We start from the raw sequence: 19,744 nt of genomic DNA on the forward strand, positions 1-19,744 counted from the left end.
ACTACAGGTACTGCCCGGTGCCCGGGCTGCCGGGGTTGTGCTGCTGGCGTTCCTCGGGATTGTGGGGGTTTCCGCCCAGCCCGGGCGGCAGTGCGCCCTGGCGCATCTGCTCGAGCTGCGCCCGCGCCGCCATCTGCTGCGCGAACAAGGCGGTCTGGATGCCATGGAAGAGCCCCTCGAGCCAGCCGACGAGCTGAGCCTGCGCGATGCGCAGTTCCGCGTCGGACGGCACCGCGTCCTCACCGAACGGCAATGCCAGGCGTTCGAGCTCCTCCCGCAGTTCGGGAGCGAGGCCCTGCTCGAGTTCGCTGATGGACGACTTGTGGATCTCCTTCAGGCGGGTGCGGCTCGCATCGTCGAGGGGAGCCGCCCGGACCTCCTCGAGCAGTTGCTTGATCATGGTGCCGATCCGCATGACCTTGGCGGGCTGTTCGACCATGTCGGTGAGGGATTCGGCGTCGCTCTCCTCGGTCTTCGCGGCCGTGTCACCGTTGGTGCCGGGCTTGGGGACCGCGACCGGCCGACCGTCGGGACCGATCACAAGGACGGGCTCGTTCTCCGGATGCGTCATACCTCCATCTTGTCTCCTCGGCGGCCGCGGTGTCGCCCCACCCCTGATGAGGTGCGGAATGTCCGCTGTTCCCCGGCCGGTCGTCGCGTACTCCCCGTCACGTTCGTCCGGGCGCGGACGTCACTTCATTGACAGCGGGATTTAGAGTGTCACGCATGGCTTACGACGTTGCCCGGATCCGGGGGTTGATTCCCTCGCTCGGCGACGGGTGGACCCATTTCGATCCGCAGGCCGGCATGCAGATCCCCGACGCGGTCTCCCGCACGGTGTCTACGGCGTTCCGGAATTCCACCGCGTCCTCGTCGGGCAGGCACATGTCCTCCCGCCGCAGCGGGTCGATGCTGCAGGCGGCGCGGGAGGCGATCGCCGATCTCGTCGGCGGTGAGCCCGCCGGCGTGGTGCTCGGTTCCGACCGTGCCGTGCTCCTGGCGTGGCTCGCCGAGGCGCTGAGCTCACGGCTCGGTCTGGGCACCGGGATGGTGCTGTCGCGGCTGGACGACGAGGCGAACATCGCACCCTGGCTGCGGGTCGCCAGCCGGTACGGTGCGCAGGTCCGCTGGGCCGAGGTGGACATCGAAACCTGCGATCTGCCCAGCTGGCAGTTCGAGGAGCTCATCACGTCGACCACCCGGCTGGTCGCGCTGACCGCCGCGTCGTCGATCGTCGGTTCGGCCCCGGACGTGCGGGTCGTCGCCGACCGCGTCCACGAGGTCGGGGGCCTGATGGTCGTCGATGCCGCGGGCGCAGCCCCGTACGCGCACATCGACATGGACGATCTGAGCGCGGACATCCTCACCGTCAACGCGTCGGCGTGGGGCGGACCGCAGATCGGTGCGCTGGTCTTCCGTGATCCCTCGCAGCTCGACCGGATTCCGTCGATGTCGCTCGACCCGAACGCCCGCGGCCCGGAGCGGCTCGAGGTCGGCGGCCACCAGTACGCGCTGCTCGCCGGGCTCGTCACGTCCGTCGACTTCCTCGCGTCCCTGGACGACGAAGCGACCGGCACCCGCCGCGAAAAGCTCATCACGTCGATCAGTTCGATGCAGGACTACCAGGACCGGCTGTTCGACCGGCTGACCCGGCAGCTCGACAACCTGCCCGGTGTGATGGTGATCGGTCGCGCCGAGAGCCGCGTGCCGACGCTGAGCTTCACGATCCCGGGTCTACCGGCCGAGAAGGTCGCGGCGCACCTCGCCGACCGGCGCATCGCGACCGTCACCACCGGACGCGGCGCCAGCCGGCTGCTCGATTCGCTGGGCGTCGGCGAAGAGGGCGGTGCCGTGAGCATCGGCCTCGCCCCGTACACCACGCGCTACGAGATCGACCAGCTCGTCCGCGAGTTGCGCGCGATGACGGAGTGAGACCGGGCCGCTTCACCGGTTGATCGTGAGCACCACCTTGCCGACGGTGTCGGATGCGTCGAGCATCTCGTGTGCCGCGGCGGCCTCGGTGATCGGCAGTTCGGCGTGCACGACGGCGTGCACCTTCCCCTCGGCGATCAGCGGCCACAGGTTCTCGCGGACCGAGGCGACGATCTCGGCCTTCCCGGACTTCCCGGTGTCGGGGCGTCCGCGCAGACCCGTCGCGAGGACGTGCCCGCGCTTGGCGAGAAGCTGACCGAGGTTCAGTTCACCCTTCGATCCGCCCTGCATGCCGATCACGACGAGCCGCCCGTCGGGCGCGAGCACGTCGATGTTGCGGGGCAGGTACTTCGCGCCCATGTTGTCGAGGACGACGTCGGCGCCACCGAAGGTCGCGCGCACCTCCTCGACGAAATCCTGGGTGCGGTAGTCGATCGCCAGATCGGCGCCCAGCTCGCGGCACCGGTCGAGCTTGCCCGCCGACGCGGTGGTCGCGACCTTCGCGCCGAGTGCCTTCGCGACCTGGATGGCGTGGGTGCCGATGCCCCCGCCGCCGCCGTGCACGAGGAACACCTCGCCGCGTTCGAGCCCGGCGGCCATGACCACGTTCGACCACACCGTGCACGCGACCTCGGGCAGCGACGCGGCGGCCGCGAGATCCATGCCGTCGGGCACCGGCAGCAGCTGCGACGCCGGGACCGCGACCTGCTCGGCGTAGCCGCCGCCGGACAGCAGTGCGCAGACCCGGTCGCCGATGTTCCAGTCCGTCACGCCCTCGCCGAGTTCGGCGATCACACCGGAGCACTCGAGGCCGAGGATGTTGCTGGCGCCGCGCGGCGGTGGATACAGGCCGCGACGCTGCAGCAGGTCGGCACGGTTGACGGCGGTCGCGGCGACGTCGATGAGGACTTCACCCGGACCGGCGACCGGATCGGGCTGCTCGTCCCATCGGAGGACCTCGGGCCCGCCGGGTTCGGTGACAACGATTGCGCGCATGCGTTCGAAACTATCGCGTCGTCGTTCCTGTTCGCCGGAGATGTCGGGTACTGCGTGCATGTGTTGCGCAAAACAGACCTACCGGTCGGGAAAGTTGGGGGTGCTGACTACAATTCCCGCGTGAGCGCCGAACACGACGAGCCGAACTGGTTGACCGCCGAGGAACAGCACGCCTGGCGAACCTATATGGACGGCAACTACCGGCTCATGGATGTTCTCAACCGTGACCTGCAGGAAGCCCACGGCCTCACCCTCGCCGAATACCGCATCCTGGTCCTGCTGTCGGAAGCCCCGGACGGACGGCTGCGCATGAGCGACCTCGCCGACGGCGTGCTCTCGTCCCGCAGCCGCCTCACTCACCAGATCCGCCGCATGGAGGACGAGGGCCTGGTGTTGCGCTGCGCCTGCGCCGAGGACGGTCGCGGGGTGCTGGCCGCCCTCACCGACGAGGGACGTGCCCGCCTCACCGAGGCCGCGCCCACCCATGTCGCGAGCGTCCGCCGCAATCTGATCGACCTGCTCAGCAAGTCTCAGATCAAGACCCTGGCCCAGATATTCACCAAGGTCGCGGCGGCCGTCGGCGACAGGTGATCACCCTATGGTTAGGATTTGCCACGGAAGCGTGGCAGAGCGGCCGAATGCACTCGCCTTGAAAGCGAGCTTGGGTAACACCAACGGGGGTTCAAATCCCTCCGCTTCCGCCACGAAGCCCCTCACCTGTCGCAGGTGAGGGGTTTCTTGTTGGTTCGGCCGGGGTCGCGTCACCCCTCGTTTTTCCGAGCGAGCGGCACGCTCAGTCGATTGAAGGAGACGGGTGTACCACTCGCTCGGACAACGAGGGGCGCTCGTCAGCCGGGCAGGTTCTCCGGAATCCAGTTCGGGTTCCGCTTCTCCATGAACGCCCGCATCCCTTCCCGGGGTTCGGGTGAGGTCTCGAGCGCGCCGAGCATCGTTTCGTAGTCGAAGAGTCCGTAGCGCTCGTTGAGCATGCGCTTGACCTGGGCACGTGCGATGGGGGAGGTCTGCAGGATTTCGCGAGCCGCCTGCAATGCAGCCTCCCGGAGGTTCTCGTGCGGCACGACGCGGGAGATGACGCCCAGACGCTGGGCCTCGGCGGCGTCGAACCGACGCGCCGAGAGCATCAGGTCCCGCGCGACCGCGACGCCGACGTGCGCGGGCAGCGCGGCCGCGAAGGTCGCGTCGGGGATGCCGCGGAGCAGTTCGGGTACGCGGAAGGTCGCGCGGTCGCTGGCCACGGCGATGTCGGACATCATCGCGACCAGCAGACCGCCCGCCTGGCAGATGCCGTTGACGGCGGAGATGACGGGCGCGCGGCTGTCGCGAATGGTGAGGAACGGCAGGATGTCGTGCCCGATGCCGTCGGGCAGGTTGTCGCCGGGTTCGGCGCGGCCGCCCAGGTCGCCGCCCGGTGCGAAGACGTCGTCGACGCCCGTGATGATGAGCGCGGCCAGGTCCGGATCGGAGTTGACGAGCCGGACCGCTCGTTTGAGCCCGTAATACATCGCCGGGGTGAAGGCGTTGCGCGCTGCCGGCCGATCGATGATGCACCAGCCGATCGCGCCCTCGCGTTCGAAGCGCAGGCCGCCGGCTCCCAAGTCGTCTCCCATGAGTGCAGCATATCCAGTTCTCGTCAAATGAGAACGGGATATCCGACACGGTGCTCCCGAGGCCTGTGTAACACCGCGATACGGGGGGTAAGTGCGATTCCGGGCCACCCTCCGAACCGATCGAAACGGCTCGCCACACCCTGCGAGGTGCTTGACCCCGGTAAGCCGTGGAGGGTTGGGTGGGCGGACCGGGGGCCGTCGGGGGACCAGGGGAGATCGATGCACAAACGAGGTACGTACAAGGGGACGATCGCCGCTTTCGTCTTTGCGGTTCTGCTGCCGTTGCTCGGCGCGACGCCGGCATCGGCGGATCCGGTGCCGACCGCCCGGGTGGACCACGTGGAGCACCTCACCGACCGCCGATCCGCCCTGTTCGTGTACTCCCCGTCGATGAACCGCATCGTGCAGGTTCAGGTGCTGCATCCGTCGGGGCAGGGACCGCGGCCGACGCTGTACCTGCTCGACGGCGTCAGCGCCGGCTCCGAATCGGACTACCGCGAGAGCACCTGGACGCAGAAGACGGACATCGTCGACTTCTTCGCCGACAAGAACGTCAACGTCGTCCTTCCCGTCGGCGGCACCGCCAGCTACTACACGGACTGGCGCAACCCGGATCCGGTGCTCGGCACCAACCGGTGGGAAACCTTTCTGACGCAGGAACTTCCACCGATCGTCGACGCCGAGTTCTCCGGCAACGGCGTCGATGCGATCGGCGGACTGTCGATGGGCGCGACGGGCGCGATGTCCCTGATAACCCGCCATCCCGACCTGTACGAGGGCGTCGCGGCACTCAGTGGCTGCCTGGACATCTCGCGTGATTCCGCCCGGGACTCGGTGCGCGGCACCGTCGCCTACAAGGGCGGGAACCCCGACAACATGTGGGGCGCGCCCGGCGACCCGGCGTGGAAGGAACACGACCCGTACACGAACGCGGAAGCATTGCGCGGCAAGGACATCTACATCAGCACCGGCAACGGGCTGCTCGGCCCCTACGACTTGGGCGCGGACAGCGACGTGCTGACCGTCGGTGCCCCGCTCGAAGCCGGCGCGTTCGCCTGCACGATCACCTTCGACCGCCGGCTGCGGGAACTGCGCATTCCCGCGACCGTCGAGTACCGGCCGTGGGGCACCCACACGTGGCCGTACTGGCAGGACGACCTGCGGTCGGCGTGGCCGACGCTGGCCCGCGCGCTCGGGCTCAGCGAACGCTGATGCGATCGGTCGGCGGCGGCGAGACCGGACCGTGCGCCGACAGATACCCGTTCAGCGCGTCGAGGTCGGCGCCTGCGCCGGTCGTGCGGCGACCCTCGGTGAACGCGGTGAAACCGTCACCGCCCGCGGCCAGGAAGTCGTTGACAACGACGACGTACGTCGCGGCGGGGTCCAGCGGCTGTCCCGCGACCGTCACGTCCTGGATCCGCCGACCCTGCTCCGCCGCCCGGTCGATGGTGTAGCGCAGCGTGTGCGACGGCGAGAGAATCCGCTCGAACGACCGCCCGAACACGTCGGTCTGGAACTGCTGCTCGAGGATGGCGACGAGCTGCGCGCCGGTGACCTCGAGCTGCAGCAGGCGGTTCCCGAACGGCTGCACCGCGTAGGTTTCGCCGAAGGTGACGACGCCGTCGTCGGCGTGGGTCAGATCCGCGCGCATGCCGTCCGGGTTGGTCAGCGCGATCTGCGCGCCCGCCGATTCGGCCGCGGCGAGCTGCGCGTCGGCGATGACGTCGCCGAGGGTCGATTCGCCGCCGACGGTCTTCTCCCGGGTGAGGTCGGCGGTGATGGTCCCGACGGACCGCCCGGCGACCGAGGCGGACTGGTCGACGGCCCTGTCGACGAATTCCTTCGTCCGCGGGTCGGGGGCGATGTCGTGCGTGACGACCTGGTTGAACGAGACGGTGCGGTCGCGGATCACGTCGCGACTCTCGCGGTCGATGGTCAGATCGGCGACCGAGAGGATGCGCCCGTGGGAGGCGCCCTGCACGACCGTGCGCGGCTTGCCGAGGGGATCGAGGAAACTGCAGTTGAAGTGGCTCTCGCCGTCGGAGGTGACGATGACGTCGATCTTCGGTGAGACCCGGGTGGCGACGGCCGCGGCCGGACCGGATTCCGGATCGCACGTGTCGTGGCCGGAAGGCACCGGCAGATCACCCTTGTAGAGCAGCACGATCGACCGGACGCCCAGCGCGTCGAGGATGTCGGCGGTACGGTCGGCGGCCTCGACCTCGTCCCCGAACTGCAGGCCTTCGATGGACTCGGCGCTGATCACGTCCGGGGTGTTGCGGGGGAGCACCCCGATGACACCGACCGGCACACCGTCGATGTAGTCGACGCTGAACGGCAGCGCCGCGGGAGAGCCGTCCGCCGTGGACAGATTCGCGCCGAGGAACGGGAACTGCGCGCCCTCGAACGGGGAGACGTAGCGGCATCCCTCGGGATGGCAGCCACCGTCGCGCAGGCGCTGCAACTCCGCCACGCCGTGGTCGAACTCGTGGTTGCCCAGGGCCAGGGCGTTCACGTCCAGCGCGTTGAGCAGTTCGACGGTCGGCTCCTCGTGGAACATCGCCGATTCGAGCGGGGACGAACCCCACGCATCACCCACCGAATACAGCACCGAGTTCTCGGCCTGGCTGCGCAATTGCCGGACGTACGCGGCGAGGTAGGCGGCACCCCCGGCCGGCACGGACTCACCGTCGGACCGGACGACCTTGCTGCGGGAACCCTGCGGGGGCAGGAGGTTGCCGTGCAGGTCACCGAACGCGATCAGGCGCAGCGGGACGACCTCGGGGGGCCGGGCGACCGCCGGACCCAGGCCGGCCGCCGCCCACAGGACCGCGGTCGCCAAGGCCAAGGACACCCCCCGACGACGCGATACGCGACCACCCATCCACATCCTCCGCGTCCGCCGTCGTGCTTGGTGAGTGTGTCAACGTCGGATCACACCCCTGGCACCTGCAGGTAACGGTTGGGTCTCGTTCGGGTGGGAGTCGGAGCTATTCGAGACCTGCGTATGCGCGACCCGGGCCGGTCGCGAACGCGAGGAATGCGTCGTTCTCGTGCGGGTCGCCGATCGTCACGCGGGCACCGTCGGTGCCGTAGTGCCGGATCAGGACGCCCGCCTCGGCGCTGGCCTCGGAGAACGCCGGCGAATGCTCGCCGAGGGGCAGCCACAGGAAGTTCGCGGCGCTCGGCGGCACCGGGTAGCCGGCCGCGGTCAGTGCGTCGAACATCCGGGTGCGTTCGGCGACGACCTGTTCGGTCCGGTCGAGGAGTTCCCTCGCCGCAGCGAGCGACGCGATCGCCGCACTCTGGGCCAGCGAATTCACCGCGAACGGCGTGTGCACCTTGCCGAGCGCGGTGATGATCTCGGGATCGGCGACGGCATATCCGACGCGCAACCCGGCGAGCCCGTAGGCCTTCGAGAACGTCCGCAGCACGACGACGTTCGGGCGGCCCTCCACGAGGGTCAGCCCGTCGGGCAGGTCCTCGCCGGGCGCGGGACGCACGTATTCGAAGTACGCCTCGTCCAGCGCCACCAGGACGTGCGACGGCACCTCGTCCAGGAATTTGACGAGCTCGTCGCGGCTGAGCAGCGAACCCGTCGGATTGTTCGGATTGCAGATGAAGACCAGGCGGGTGCGGTCGGTGATCGCGGCCAGCATCGCCGGCAGGTCGTGCCCGTGCTCGGCGGTGTTCGGCACCGGCACCGCGGTCGCGCCCGCCACCGCCGCGACCACCGGGTACGCCTCGAACGAGCGCCACGAGTAGACGACCTCGTCACCGGCATTGCACGCGATCTGCACGAGTTCCTGGCACAGGCTCACCGACCCGCATCCGACGGCGATGCGCTCGGGACCGACGCCGAGCCGCGCGGACAGCGCGCCGATCAGCGCCGCCGACGAGTTGTCCGGATACCGGTTCAGGGTCGTCGTCGCCTCGGCGATGGCCTCCCGCACGCTCGGCAGAGGACCGGCGGTCGTCTCGTTGCTGGCCAGCTTGATCGCCCCCGGAAAACTCCGTCCGGGCACGTAGGCGGGGATAGCGGCAAGGTCGGGACGAGTACGTGGAGTCACCACGCGATTATGCGCTCGGCGATCCCGTGCACACACGCGGTGGTCGTGCGATCGTTGACGGTATGCAGGTCATCAGCACCGTTTCGGCTTCGCTGCCGGGGGACGCGGGGCAGGTCCCGCTGACGGTGATCCGGCCGGACGGTGCAGCGCGCGGCGCGATCGTGCTGCTGCACGAGTCGCGGGTGTTCTCACCGGCATTGCTGCAGTTCATGGACGCGCTGGCGGGGGAACGCTGGCTCGTCGTCGCACCGCACCTGTTCCATCGCGAGCCGGCGCACTCCGCGGTGGAGGTGTTCGGCGACGCCCTGTTCGCCGACGTCGATGCCGCCTTCGAGTGGATCGCGGGCCGAGGTGTGTCGCCCGACATGATCGGGCTGATCGGATTCGACGATGCCGGTGTCGCCGCGCTCGTCGTGGCCACCCAACGCCGGGTGGGTGCGGTGGTGAGTGTCGCCGCGCGCGGCATCGCGACGCCGGTGCATCCGGACGCGCCGGCGCTGTTGTCGATCGTCGGGTCGCTGCAGGCGCCCTGGCTCGGGCTGTACGGGGAGGACGATCCGGGCACGCCGCCCGCCGACGTCGAGCGGTTGCAGGACGCCGCGGCCGGTGCGGATGCGCCGACGCTCGTGGTCGGCTATCCGGGGCTGGCGCATCGCCCGGACGAGCCTCCGGTCGAGCACGCGACGGTCGATCCGGAGACGGATCCGCGGGAGGCGGCGATCGTCGACGCGCGACGCAGGATCTTCGACTGGTTCGACGCACATATGCGCTGACCAGGCGTTTTGCATTTACTGGGGGAGCATGTGTAATGTTTCGGTCCGGCGGTTCGAGAGAATCGAAACCCCCCGAGGAGGCGTGCCAGAGCGGCCGAATGGGACTCACTGCTAATGAGTTGTCCCCCTTACAGGGGACCGGAGGTTCAAATCCTCTCGCCTCCGCCACGTTGGTGTATGGTTCACCGGCGGAACAACTGAATACGGATATGCGCCCGTAGCTCAACGGATAGAGCATCTGACTACGGATCAGAAGGTTAGGGGTTCGAATCCCTTCGGGCGCACAGCGAAAACCCCGCATCGATCGCGATGCGGGGTTTTCTCGTTCCGGCGGTGGACTACGGCAGTTTCGCCACGATCTCCTCGGCGAACCGTTCGATCGGTTCCCGGTAGCGTTCGGCCGGGTGCTTCAGGTCCGTATGGTCCCCGGCGTGGGTGCGGTCCCAGTTCGCCCACGGCGAGATCATCACCCCGGTGATGCCGAGTTCGGCGGCGCGTTCGTAGAGGTCCGGGGTGGGTTCGCCGCGCACGGTCGCGATGATCTCGAAGGGCTCGTTCTCCCGTCCGTATTCACGGCGGTATCCGTTGAGCCGGCCGATCACGCGTTCGGCTTCCTCGAGGGTGTAGGCGGTGCCCACCCACCCGTCGCACAGGCGGGCGGCCCGTTTGAGTGCTGCGTTGGATTCTCCCCCGCACAGCACCGGCACCGGCTGCGGCGGATGCGGTTCGATCATCATCTCGGGGATGTCGTAGAACTCGCCCTGCCACGACACCCATCCGCCTTGCCATAACGCCCGCAGCGCGTCGACCATCTCGTCGAGGCGGCGACCGCGATTGTCGAAGTCCTGGCCGAGCAGTTCGAACTCGTCGCGCATCCAGCCGGCGGACAGCCCGATGGACACCCGGCCCTGGGCGATCGCCGCGGCGGTCGCGACCTGCTTGGCGACCTCGAGCAGCGGCCGCGACGGCGCGATGTAGACGTTGTTGCCGAAATGCAGGTCGGTGGTGACCGCTGCCATGGCTCCGATGAGCACCCAGGCGTCGGGCCATTCGGTTTCCGGCGGCCAGAAGAGTTTGCCGTCGGGGGTCGCGGGATAGGGCGTCTTCATGTTCTTCGGGTAGACGAGGTGATCGGAGACGAGAATCCCGTGGTAGCCGTTGGTGTCGAGCATCTGCGCCACCGCCGGCATCTCGGATGTGTTCATGAACGCGGTTCCGCACCAGAACTTCACGCCGTTCCTCCTTGTGGGTCGTGTGCGGCCGCACACTCGGCCGACCGCGCGAGATCGAGGTTTCCGTATTGAGAGAATGCTATTTCGAAAGCGTTGCGGGTGGAGTGCTTCGATCTGCGGCTGCAACCGTGTGTGAGCGCGTCTTCTCCGGGCAATCCCATCCGGAGAGCGATCGAAAGGATCTGTTGACGTGGGGCACAAATCCTCGGTAGATTCCGCCTGAGCTTGTTAAGTTAATGGTGATTCTCACCGCTCGTCTTCGGTGACGAGCACCCCAGAACCGGGAGCATCGATGGATCTTTCGTGGTCAGAGGCCGATTCGGCCTTCCGGGACGAGGTACGGGCATTTCTCGAAGAGAAGCTGACGCCCGAGATACGCCGCGCCGGTAAGTCGGCGACGAGCGTGTATCCGGACCACGAGGCCAGCATGGAATGGCAGCGCATCCTGCACGAGCGGGGATGGGCTGCTCCGGCTTGGCCCGTGGAGTACGGAGGCTGCGACTGGAGCCTCACCCAGCACTACATCTTCAGCAGGGAGTCGATCCTCGCCGGAGCGCCGTCGCTCTCGCCGATGGGCATCCGGATGGTCGCGCACGCGATCATCGCGTTCGGCACCCAGGAGCAGAAGGACTACTTCCTGCCCGGCATCCTCACCGGCGAGGTCTTCTTCTGCCAGGGTTACTCGGAGCCCGAGGCCGGCTCCGACCTCGCGTCCCTGTCGATGGCCGCCGTCGAGGACGGCGACGACCTGATCGTCACCGGCAGCAAGATCTGGACGACGCACGCCACCGAGGCGAACTGGATGTTCGCGCTGGTGCGCACGTCGCGGACCGGCCGGAAGCAGCAGGGCATCACGTTCCTGCTGATCGACATGAACTCGCCCGGCATCGAGATCCGCCCGCTGGTGATGACCTCGGGCGAGCAGGTGCAGAACCAGGTCTTCTTCGACGGCGTCCGGGTGCCCAAGGCCAACGTCCTCGGCAAGATCGACGAGGGCTGGACGGTCGCGAAATACCTGCTGATCTTCGAACGCGGCGGCGGCGCCGCAGCCCCGGCACTTCAGGTGATGGCCGAGCGGCTCGCCGAGGTCGCGGCCGAGCAGCCCGGTCCCGACGGCGGCGCACTGATCGACGCCCCGGTGTTCGCGGCGAAACTCGCCGACGCGCGCATCCGCACCGAGGTTCTCGAGATCCTCGAATACCGGACGATGTCCACGATGTCGTCGGGCGGCGACCCCGGACCGGCGGCATCGATGCTCAAGGTGCTCTCCACCGAACTCAGTCAGACGCTCACGGAGTTGACGCTGGAAGCTGCCGGCCCGCGTGGCCGCGTGTACCAGCCGCACCGGACGAAGCCCGGCGGTCCGATCGCGGACTTCGTTCCTCCCGCCGACGACTACCTCAGCGGCGAAGAATGGCAGGCGGTCGCGCCGCTGCGCTACTTCAACGACCGCGCCGGCTCGATCTACGCGGGCAGCAACGAAATTCAGCGAAACATTCTGGCGAAAGCAGCATTGGGGCTCTGATGGACTTCAGTCTGACCAAAGAACAGGAACTGCTCCGCGACTCGATCGCCAAGTTCCTCGCATCGCGCTACGACCTCGCCGAGAGCCGTAAGGCGGCGACGATCGGTGCCGGCCACCAGCCGCACATCTGGAGGGGCTTCGCCGAGGAACTCGGCATCCTCGGTGCCACGGTGCCGGAGAAGTTCGGTGGTCTCGACGGCGGTCCCGTCGAGCTGATGATCGTCGCCGAACAGCTCGGCTACGCCCTCGTCGTCGAGCCGTACGTCGACACGGTCGTCCTCGGCGCCGGGCTGCTCGCCCGGGCCGGCGGTGCCCGCGCCGAGGCGGTGCTCGAGGACATCGTCGCGGGCGAGGCCGTCGTCGCGTTCGCCGCGACCGAGCCGACCTCCGGCAACGTGCTCCACGACGTGACCACCACCGCTCGCCGCGACGGCGACTCGTGGGTGCTCGACGGCGAGAAGATCGTCGTCGGCAGCGCCCCGTGGGCGCAGAAGCTGCTCGTGACCGCCCGGACCTCGGGGGAGCGCCGCGACACCGACGGGGTGTCGCTGTTCCTCGTCGACTTCGACGCCGAGAATCCGCCCGAGGGTGTCGAGGTCCACAGCTACCGGACCATCGACGACCGCCGCGCCGCCGACCTGGTGTTCACCGGCCTGCGGTTGCCCGCCGACGCGCTGCTCGGCGCCGACGGCGAGGCGTGGGATTCGGTCGAGCAGGCTCTCGACGAGGCGACCGCCGCGGTGTGCGCCGAAGGCGTGGGCCTCATGCGGAAGGTGCTGGCGGACACGGTCGAGTACGCGAAGCAGCGGCAGCAGTTCGGCCAGCCGATCGGGTCCTTCCAGGTGCTGCAGCACCGCATGGTCGACATGTACATCGAGCTCGAGCAGTCCATCTCGGCGGTCTACCTGGCGATTCTCAACCTCGAGTCGGAGCGCGCGGTGCGTGCGCGCGCGGTTTCGGCGGCCAAGGTCACCGTCAGCCGGGCGGCGCGGTTCATCGGCCAGAACGCGGTCCAGCTCCACGGCGGCATGGGCATGACGGAGGAGCTGGCGGTCGGGCACTACTTCAAGCGCCTGACGGCCTTGGAACACGAGTTCGGCACCGCCGATCAGCATCGCGCCCGGTACGCCGCGCTGAGCAAGCGATGAAGGTCACTCATCGGGACCGCCGCTAGGTTTCATACAACTTGTATGTAACGATGGCGCGGTGAGCTTCTTGTGGGTTTTCGCCGCACTGCTGGTGCTGGTCGCTCTGCTGGCCGCCCTGGCCCTGCTGATCCCTCGCGTGTTCGGATCGAAGTCGAGCACCAAGGTCTCCACGTCGGCGGTCCGGAGTGATGCTCCGGCTTCCGCAGCGCCGGCGACCGCGGAGCCCGAGGCACCGGCCCGCCCCGCCGGCTGGTACAGCGATCCCGGACACCCGGCCTTCGTGCGCTGGTACGACGGAACGGCCTGGACCGACCGGTTCCAGCCCGCCGGCAACCACCGCAACACCGGCCAGGGGATGCAGCAGACCTACTGACCACCACGACCCGAGCACGTCCACCTCGACGCCGCCGTCCCTCAGGACGGCGGCGTCAGTGCGTTCTGCACCCGATCGGCCGCGACCAGCGGATCCTCGTGTTCCCAGATCCGCACGACCGTCCAGCCCGCCGCCGCGAGACGCGCGTCGGTGTCCCGGTCGCGGGCGACGTTCCCGGCGAGCTTCGCCGCCCACCACTCGGAGTTGTTCTTCGGGTCGGTCGCGTGCACGGGACAGCGGTGCCAGAAGCATCCGTCCACGTACACCGCGAGATGACGCCGGGGAAACACCAGGTCCGCGCGGCGCCGCAGGCCAGGCAGGGGAGCGCGGTCGACGAAGAACCGCAGCCCGCGCCGATGCAGTTCGCGACGCAACGCCACCTCGGGCGCGGTGTCGCGGCGACGCTGCCTGCTCATCCGGGCACTCGTCACCGGATCGGTCGCGGGACGTTCGGATGCGGACACGGCGTCAGCCCGTCAGGCCGCGGCCTCGGGGAATCCACCCATCCGATCGAGGTGGCTCTCCACGTCGTCGAGGAAACCCGGGACGAAGCGCAGGTTGCCCGACCGCGCCCGGCGCAGGAAACCGGCGGTCGCGCGTGCGGACAGCAACCGCGCGTCTTCCAGGAATCCGCCCAGATCCTCGTACGGTTCCTGCACCGGCCAGTGCGACTCGTGCACGCGGAACGCCCGGCGGTTCGCCCCCCACGCCGCACTCGGCCACGGATCCCCGGGACGCAGCGGCGACTGGTGGTCGGGCGAGTAGTCGATCGGATTCGACAGCCGATGCCCCACCCACGAGGCCATCCGCACGCTCACCGCATTGCCGACGAGACGCCACCGATGCCCGGTCCGCACGCCTGGCGCCTCGGTGGCCGGCGCCGTCCAGTCCGGATCGAAGCCCTGCAGCCGTTCCGCGTCGACGAGGCCCGGCGTGACGATCTCCCCGGACGGCAACCGCACCGCCGGGGGACTCGCGATACCGACGGTCGAGCCTCCCTTGAGGGTCGGGACCGCGTTGACCGCCCAACCCAGACCCCGCACACCCTCGGTCCAGTAGAAGCCGCACGGATACGCCGCCGGATCACCCTCGTCGGGAGCGCCGGCGTCCTCACCGAACAGCACCGCGCGCGGATCCTCGGTGCGGGAGGCCACCATCAGGACCCGCTGGCGACGCTGCGGCAACCCGAAGGCCCGCGCATCGACCACCCGATAGGCCCACGCGTATCCGAGGTCCTCGAGCGCGTCGGTGATGTGCCGCATCGCTGATCCCCGCGCGAGCTGCAGCATGAACGGCACGTTCTCGATGACCAGCCACCGCGGGCCCTGCTTGCGTTTGACCAGGCGGAACACCTCGTCGACGAGGCCGGATCGCGAACCGGTGATGCCGGCGGTCCGGCCCGCCTGCGACAGGTCCTGGCACGGGAAACCCGCCGCGACCAGCTCGGTGCGCTGGGGAAGCGACCGCAGTCGCGTGACGTCCGAATGCAACGGCACATCCGGAAAGCGTGTCCGCAGCACGGCCTGGGCGCCGGCGTCGATCTCACAGAGCAGCTCGGTGTTCCAGCCGTGATCTCGCAATCCCAGCTCGAGTCCGCCGATCCCGGCGAACAGCCCCACCATGTTCCCCGTCGACGTCACGGCACCCTTTCCTTGCTCAGTTCACGGAGAACGTTACTCGAGTTTCCGCGCGGTCCGTACGTCGACGGGGGACGTGCCCCTCAGAACGCCCCCGAACGCGCCGAATGGGCCCGCAGAGCCCGGTCCACCGAGTGGAGAATCCGCTGTTCGACGTCGCGCGCCCCGGCCGGAACCGCCTCGATGTGATCCGCCCGACGCATCAGATAACGACCGTCCCCGGTGAAATCCGTCCACCCGAAACTCTCCGCGCCGGCCCCGCCGCGCGCGTCGACCGCACCGCCCGGCGTCACCGCGATCTCTCCGGTCGAGTCCCGTGGCCGATCGAAGAACTCGGCGGCGACCTCCCGGACGGAGCGGTACCGGCTGTCGCGCAGCAGCGTGCCCGCGTCCGGTTCGCGGTCGGGAAGGTGCAGGGCGGGTCGCCGGCCGGGCGTCGCGTCAGGCAACAACTCGACCACCCGGCGCGCGGCGGCACCCGACGGCACGAGCGCCACGTCCAGGCCGAGACCGTCCGGGTCGCTGCTCTCGCTGAGGACGACGGCACGGCCGCCGCGCACCGCCGCGTGGATGCGCACCGCGGATTCGTCGGCCGTGTTCAACCGGTCCAGGCCCAGCGCTTCGATCCGCACCGACGGATCCGCGAGGGTCACGAACGCCGCGTACAGGTCCTCGTCCAGGAGGCGACGCATCCGCGCAGCCGCGTCCGCCCGGGATGCAAGCGCCTCGTCGACGGTGCGGTCGGTGCTGCGGAACTGGAACGGGAACGGCGGACGGTCGCGACCGAACAGCTGCCAGACCGCCGTGAACTCGCTTTGCGTCAGCCGCCACGCTGTGTCCATGCGCCGAGTGCCGGGGGTCATGCGCCGAGCACCGGGGGAGTTGTGGCCGGCATGTCGCCGATCAGTTCGTTGCCGTGTTCCTCGGTGACGAGGTAGCCGGGCACGGAGCGTTTCTCGTCGTCGCCCTTGCCGGCGTGGGGCGGCATCATGCCCATCGGCATCGCAGTCGCGCGACCGACTCCGCGGGCCGCACCGGGAGCGGCTCCCGACGCAGGGGTCGCGGCAGCCGGACCGGATACGAATCCGGGTGGGACCGCGCCCGGCGAGCCCGATCCCGACAGCCCGGAACCCGGTGATCCCACACCCGGTGATCCCGTGCCGGAGCCACCGCCGACGGTGCCGGCGGAGCCGGGCGAGGGGCTGCCGGGCCAGCCGGTGGTGGACGCAGGCACGGCGCTGCGGGGATCGGCGGACGCTGCCGTCGTGCGCGCGGGGTCCGGTGCTTCGGAGCCGGAGGGCTGGGAGCCCAATGTCCCGGGATCGCCTTGCGACCCCGTTCCGGGGGATCCGGAACCGGCTGCTGTGGAGCTGCCCGGCTCACCGCTCATGTTGTCGCCGAGGTTGCCGCCCGGGGCATAGGTCGAGACCGACGAACCGTCCGACCCGCTGCCGCTGCCTCGACCCACTCCCGACGAACCGGGTCCGCTGCCGGCTCCGGGATATCCCACCGAACCGGCGCTGCCGTCTGCTGTCGGATCGAATGCGGGTGGCAGCACGGGGACGCGCGAATCCGCGGTCGTGACCGTCGGCGCGTAGTCCTCCTGCATGATGCGGACGGCAGTCGCCCGGGCTTCTTCCTCCGCGTGGAAGAGATCGTTCACTCGGAAAGAGAGAGTTCCGGTCGGCAGCGTCGTCAATCCGCCCGCGATACCGGCGCGAAGCGCGTGCGACCACGTCGACTGCGGGGGATCCGGGAGTCGCTGCTTGACCTGCTCGATGCCCGCGCTCGCGTAGCCGAGGCTGTTCGTCACCAACGCGAGCGCATTGGTGAGCTGCGTCAGACTCGCCGAGTAGTCGGCGACACCGCGGCCCGCGGCGCTCGCGGTGGTCCCCGTCCAGTGCTCCGTGAACACCGACGCGATCGCGGTGCGGAACACCTCGAGGTTGTCGTCGAGGAGGACCTGCGCGCGACCCCACCCCTCGACGCTCTCCCGCATCCGCGACGGTTTCATCGCCTCGACGAACTCCACGATCTCGGCATGAGACATGCCATCGAAGAACTCCATCACCGACACCGCCGGCGGCTCGAAATCACCGGTGAAGTCGGACGCGGCGACGCCGAATGACGACTCGAGCTCCGCGCGCGCGGCGCTGCCCCGCTCACGCGCCGCCCGATCCTGTGCCCAGGCGACCGCATGGATTCCGCCTATCGCGTCGAGGGCTTCGAGCGCGATGCGGGTGGTGCCGCTGGTCGAATCGATCGTCGCGGCGACCTCGGGGAGCGCCTGCTTGCCCCGGGCGAGGGTCTGCATCGAGAGTCCGGCCAGGAGGTCGGTGAACGAAGGAAGTCCCATCGGTCATCTCCCGCCGGGGATGATCGTGAACGCGCGGGCGTTCTCGTCCTCGGTCTCGACGTATGCCTTACCTGCGGCTTCGAACAGGTACTTCATGCGAGTCACGGTGTCGATGTGCTGCTGGAGGACTTCGGTGAACCCGCCGGGGCCGATGGCTTTGTCGTCGAACTTCTGGCCGAGGGACTGGGCCGAGGGGAGGTGCCCGAAGGCTTCCTTACACAGGAGGGTGTTCGCTCGGTGCTTGAGCTCGACCAGTACATCGAGGAAGTTCGTGCATGCCTCAGCGCATGTTGCGGCGGCATCGGGTTGGAGAAAGAGGTGGCCGCTCTCGGCTTCCTGGGCGAGTTGGGCGAACAGCGTCTGTTGGTTGCTCATGGCGGCCCTTGTCAGTTCGGAATATGGGTATCGAGGGTGATGGCTGCGCGCAGCACGACGGTGCAGGGGTCTTCACGGATCTGCTCGTCAGCTTTCGTGTCCGCCCGGATAAGGACGGTTCCCTGGGTGGTCGGATAGACGAGGTCGCATAGGCCACGCTGCGACTCCGCTGTACTGCGGAAAGTGTGTGCGTCCCGACCACCTACATCGACGGCCTGAAAGTCGGTAGTTCTCGGACGCTCCCGGAATTCTTCGACGGTGACGTCGGTGGTGAACACCGATATGAAGTACCAGTCGCCTTCCCAGTCACAGACTTCCCAGCCTTCGGATTGGACACCCATGAAGTCGGGGGATTCGGTTGCCGGGTCGACCCCGATGGCGTGGAGCGCCTCGTCCGGAAGGGTGCAAGGGTCGAACAGGGTGGTGGGACCGGTCTTGGTGGCTCGCCCCTTGATCGCGTTGTCGATCGAACACCCCGCGGTCGTCGCAACAAAGGCGCCGAGCAGGACAGCGGTGAGGGCTGTGCGCATCCGTCGTCCTTCCTCGATGGTGATGCCTATCGGGTTGGACGCAGCGACGCGATCGTCGGTTCCCCTATCTGTCGGGGTGCGCTGCGGCGATACGGGCGCGCGTCTCCGCGTCGGTTTCGACGTACGCCTTGCCGGCGGCCTCGAAGAGCGCCTTCATACGGGTGACGGTGTCGATGTGCTGCTGAAGGACCTCGGCGAACCCACCGGGGCCAATTGCTTTGTCGTCGAACTTCTGCCCGAGGGCCTGGGCGGAGGGAAGTGTTCCGAAGGCATCTCTGCAGACAAGATCCTCGGTGATGCTCGACAGCTCGACGAGCGAGTCGATGAACTTACTGCAGGCTTCTGAGCACATTCGCGCCGCATCGGGTTCGAGAAAGAGTTGCCCCGCTTCCGCTGTTGCAGTCAGCCTCTGAAACAGGGAGATCGGTTCTGTCATGGACTTCTCCGTTCTGGGTCCTACTCGGGTATGCGCGGATCGAGGTCGATCGCGGTCCGGAGGCTGATTGCGCAGGGGTCCTCCTGCGGAGCCAGGTTCGCTTTGGTGTTCACGCGGATGATCACGGTGCCCTGTGAAGTCGGATAGGCGAGGTCGCACAGGTCGTTCTGAATCTCGTAGACGCTGCGGAAGGTGACTGCTTCGCGTTTTCCGACAGTGACCGATCGGAAGTCGGTGTTCTTGGGACGTGCACGGAGCTCTTCGACACTGATGTCGGTCGTGAAGATCGACAAGAAGTACCACTCGCCTTCCCAAGCGCAGACTGCCCAGCCTTCCGACTGAGCACCGGCGAAACCGGGTCGCTCGGTAAGAGGGTCGACACTCACGCTTCGGAGCGCATCGTCGGGAAGGGTGCAGGGGTCGAACAGTTCGGACGGCGTCACTTTGAGCGCTCTTCCCGTCACCGAGTTCGAGCTGGCGCAACCGGCGAGCGGCAGCAATGACGACAGCACGACCAACGCAATTGCCCGCCGCATCCCTGCCCCTTCCTTGGAAGTGCCCTCATCAGGGTTCGACGCATGCGATCCGATGCGGGTTCCACCGACATGTTTCGCACGAAAAATTGGCGTTGACCTGCCGATTTGGTGTTCTGCGTAGCCTTCGCGTAACTTATTCCAGGTCAGAGCGACACGGACACCGACCCGGACCGGAAGGTACGGGAAACGAGGTTGGA

General features: G+C 68.3%; 21 protein-coding genes and 3 tRNA genes. 10 read left to right on the plus strand and 14 right to left on the minus strand.

Annotation, left to right across the window (positions count from 1 at the left end; translation table 11 throughout):
- Position 1: 1 nt before the first annotated feature.
- Positions 2-571 carry a bacterial proteasome activator family protein gene (locus ACWDUD_RS27315; protein WP_197251803.1) on the minus strand — a complete coding sequence of 190 codons (570 nt, stop codon included), beginning with the start codon at positions 569-571 and terminating at the stop codon, positions 2-4.
- A 155-nt stretch (positions 572-726) separates the two neighbouring features.
- On the opposite strand from ACWDUD_RS27315, the gene ACWDUD_RS27320 reads away from it, so the two are divergent.
- Positions 727-1,932, plus strand: a complete 1,206-nt coding sequence (locus ACWDUD_RS27320; RefSeq protein ID WP_450111349.1) for a cysteine desulfurase-like protein — start codon at positions 727-729, stop codon at positions 1,930-1,932.
- Positions 1,933-1,944: 12 nt separating this feature from the next.
- Here the strand turns inward: ACWDUD_RS27320 and ACWDUD_RS27325 are convergent, their stop codons facing one another.
- Positions 1,945-2,928, minus strand: a complete 984-nt coding sequence (locus ACWDUD_RS27325; RefSeq protein WP_450111350.1) for an NAD(P)H-quinone oxidoreductase — start codon at positions 2,926-2,928, stop codon at positions 1,945-1,947.
- A gap of 186 nt (positions 2,929-3,114) precedes the next feature.
- Between ACWDUD_RS27325 and ACWDUD_RS27330 the strand changes: the two genes are divergently transcribed.
- Positions 3,115-3,519 carry a MarR family winged helix-turn-helix transcriptional regulator gene (locus tag ACWDUD_RS27330; protein WP_420752094.1) on the plus strand — a complete coding sequence of 135 codons (405 nt, stop codon included), beginning with the start codon at positions 3,115-3,117 and terminating at the stop codon, positions 3,517-3,519.
- A gap of 25 nt (positions 3,520-3,544) precedes the next feature.
- Positions 3,545-3,632, plus strand: a tRNA-Ser gene (locus ACWDUD_RS27335).
- 144 nt (positions 3,633-3,776) lie between these two features.
- Here ACWDUD_RS27335 and ACWDUD_RS27340 read toward each other — a convergent pair.
- Positions 3,777-4,556, minus strand: a complete 780-nt coding sequence (locus tag ACWDUD_RS27340; RefSeq protein ID WP_450111351.1) for an enoyl-CoA hydratase/isomerase family protein — start codon at positions 4,554-4,556, stop codon at positions 3,777-3,779.
- 219 nt (positions 4,557-4,775) lie between these two features.
- Between ACWDUD_RS27340 and ACWDUD_RS27345 the strand changes: the two genes are divergently transcribed.
- Complete coding sequence (locus ACWDUD_RS27345) at positions 4,776-5,768, plus strand: alpha/beta hydrolase (protein WP_450111352.1); 993 nt, start codon at positions 4,776-4,778, stop codon at positions 5,766-5,768.
- Here ACWDUD_RS27345 and ACWDUD_RS27350 read toward each other — a convergent pair.
- Entirely contained in the window at positions 5,755-7,440 is a 1,686-nt protein-coding gene (locus ACWDUD_RS27350) for a bifunctional metallophosphatase/5'-nucleotidase (protein WP_197251807.1), read from the minus strand. The genes ACWDUD_RS27345 and ACWDUD_RS27350 overlap by 14 nt on opposite strands.
- A 106-nt stretch (positions 7,441-7,546) precedes the next feature.
- Positions 7,547-8,626 carry a histidinol-phosphate transaminase gene (gene hisC, locus ACWDUD_RS27355; RefSeq protein ID WP_197251808.1) on the minus strand — a complete coding sequence of 360 codons (1,080 nt, stop codon included), beginning with the start codon at positions 8,624-8,626 and terminating at the stop codon, positions 7,547-7,549.
- Between the two features lie 62 nt (positions 8,627-8,688).
- Here hisC and ACWDUD_RS27360 point away from each other — a divergent pair, with 62 nt between their 5' ends.
- From ACWDUD_RS27360 to ACWDUD_RS27370, 3 genes are all read left to right on the plus strand, one after another.
- Positions 8,689-9,399 (plus strand): dienelactone hydrolase family protein, encoded by a 711-nt coding sequence (locus ACWDUD_RS27360; protein ID WP_450111353.1) that lies wholly within the window; start codon positions 8,689-8,691, stop codon positions 9,397-9,399.
- A gap of 76 nt (positions 9,400-9,475) precedes the next feature.
- Positions 9,476-9,567 (plus strand) — tRNA-Ser (locus ACWDUD_RS27365).
- A 43-nt stretch (positions 9,568-9,610) separates the two neighbouring features.
- Positions 9,611-9,683 (plus strand) — tRNA-Arg (locus ACWDUD_RS27370).
- Positions 9,684-9,737: 54 nt separating this feature from the next.
- Here ACWDUD_RS27370 and ACWDUD_RS27375 read toward each other — a convergent pair.
- The gene (locus ACWDUD_RS27375) at positions 9,738-10,631 is read right to left on the minus strand and encodes a TIGR03619 family F420-dependent LLM class oxidoreductase (RefSeq protein WP_450111354.1); all 894 of its coding nucleotides are present in this window, start codon (positions 10,629-10,631) and stop codon (positions 9,738-9,740) included.
- Between the two features lie 292 nt (positions 10,632-10,923).
- Between ACWDUD_RS27375 and ACWDUD_RS27380 the strand changes: the two genes are divergently transcribed.
- From ACWDUD_RS27380 to ACWDUD_RS27390, 3 genes are read left to right on the plus strand one after another with little or no spacing between them, the layout of a single operon-like run.
- Positions 10,924-12,156 (plus strand): acyl-CoA dehydrogenase family protein, encoded by a 1,233-nt coding sequence (locus ACWDUD_RS27380; RefSeq protein WP_450111355.1) that lies wholly within the window; start codon positions 10,924-10,926, stop codon positions 12,154-12,156.
- On the plus strand, positions 12,156-13,304 hold the full coding sequence (locus ACWDUD_RS27385) for an acyl-CoA dehydrogenase family protein (protein WP_450111356.1): 1,149 nt from the start codon (positions 12,156-12,158) through the stop codon (positions 13,302-13,304). Before ACWDUD_RS27380 ends, ACWDUD_RS27385 begins: the two co-directional genes overlap by 1 nt.
- A gap of 58 nt (positions 13,305-13,362) precedes the next feature.
- A complete protein-coding gene (locus tag ACWDUD_RS27390) occupies positions 13,363-13,677 on the plus strand; it encodes a DUF2510 domain-containing protein (protein WP_450111357.1) in 315 nt (104 codons plus the stop codon).
- A gap of 41 nt (positions 13,678-13,718) precedes the next feature.
- Here the strand turns inward: ACWDUD_RS27390 and ACWDUD_RS27395 are convergent, their stop codons facing one another.
- From ACWDUD_RS27395 to ACWDUD_RS27430, 8 genes are all read right to left on the minus strand, one after another.
- A complete protein-coding gene (locus tag ACWDUD_RS27395) occupies positions 13,719-14,093 on the minus strand; it encodes a very short patch repair endonuclease (protein ID WP_450111363.1) in 375 nt (124 codons plus the stop codon).
- 60 nt (positions 14,094-14,153) lie between these two features.
- Positions 14,154-15,299 (minus strand): DNA (cytosine-5-)-methyltransferase, encoded by a 1,146-nt coding sequence (locus ACWDUD_RS27400; protein ID WP_197251816.1) that lies wholly within the window; start codon positions 15,297-15,299, stop codon positions 14,154-14,156.
- 98 nt (positions 15,300-15,397) lie between these two features.
- Positions 15,398-16,156: an ESX secretion-associated protein EspG gene (locus ACWDUD_RS27405; RefSeq protein ID WP_450111358.1), complete on the minus strand. Its 759-nt coding sequence runs from the start codon at positions 16,154-16,156 to the stop codon at positions 15,398-15,400.
- Between the two features lie 17 nt (positions 16,157-16,173).
- Positions 16,174-17,670 (minus strand): hypothetical protein, encoded by a 1,497-nt coding sequence (locus ACWDUD_RS27410; RefSeq protein WP_450111359.1) that lies wholly within the window; start codon positions 17,668-17,670, stop codon positions 16,174-16,176.
- A gap of 3 nt (positions 17,671-17,673) precedes the next feature.
- The gene (locus ACWDUD_RS27415; protein ID WP_450111360.1) at positions 17,674-18,045 is read right to left on the minus strand and encodes a hypothetical protein; all 372 of its coding nucleotides are present in this window, start codon (positions 18,043-18,045) and stop codon (positions 17,674-17,676) included.
- A gap of 11 nt (positions 18,046-18,056) precedes the next feature.
- Positions 18,057-18,575 carry a DUF3558 family protein gene (locus tag ACWDUD_RS27420; RefSeq protein WP_450111361.1) on the minus strand — a complete coding sequence of 173 codons (519 nt, stop codon included), beginning with the start codon at positions 18,573-18,575 and terminating at the stop codon, positions 18,057-18,059.
- 64 nt (positions 18,576-18,639) lie between these two features.
- Positions 18,640-19,011 carry a hypothetical protein gene (locus ACWDUD_RS27425; protein ID WP_197250359.1) on the minus strand — a complete coding sequence of 124 codons (372 nt, stop codon included), beginning with the start codon at positions 19,009-19,011 and terminating at the stop codon, positions 18,640-18,642.
- A 20-nt stretch (positions 19,012-19,031) separates the two neighbouring features.
- Positions 19,032-19,744, minus strand: a 713-nt coding sequence (locus tag ACWDUD_RS27430) for a DUF3558 domain-containing protein (protein WP_450111362.1), incomplete at its 5' end; no start/stop codon positions are given.

The sequence above is a fragment of the Rhodococcus sp. NPDC003382 genome (genome assembly GCF_053589135.1).